We start from the raw sequence: 396 nt of genomic DNA, 5'->3' as shown, positions 1-396 counted from the left end.
ATATCGAACGACGCATCCCCACCTGCACAACTGAACAGGTCACCGTCGATCTCGTACAGGCTCTGAGTGGCAGTGATTTCCGGAAAGGATTCGTTGAATGCCGGAAAATGCTCCCAGTGAACGGCCCAACGCTTATTGCGGTGTAGGCCCGCGGCCGCCGGGATGAAGGCGCCACCGGCTAGGGTTCCAATGCAGATGCGGTGCAGCGCGCATTCTCGCACCCACGCGGTAAGGCCACGAGCCGCTGCGGGCATCTCATGGCCGCCGCAAATAACCGCCATGAACGGTCGGCGCTCCGTCAAGAGCAATTCGCGCTCTTCATCGATCGAGACGTCGGCCGCTAGTTCCAAACCACACGCAGAGACAACGGATCTTCCTGTCTGCGAGACTACGCGC

The 396-nt window shown here is 60.4% G+C and carries 1 protein-coding gene; it reads right to left on the bottom strand.

Features of this window, described 5'->3' with window-relative positions; genetic code table 11:
• Positions 1–350 (bottom strand): type 1 glutamine amidotransferase family protein (locus AC066Y_RS43340; RefSeq protein WP_478279152.1); only part of this gene is annotated, 350 nt, incomplete at its 3' end.
• Positions 351–396: the final 46 nt, after the last annotated feature.

It is taken from the genome of Bradyrhizobium sp. USDA3010 (assembly GCF_056429065.1).
The sequence above is the reverse complement of the archived record's forward strand: the minus strand, read 5'-3'. Positions and strand labels throughout refer to the sequence as shown.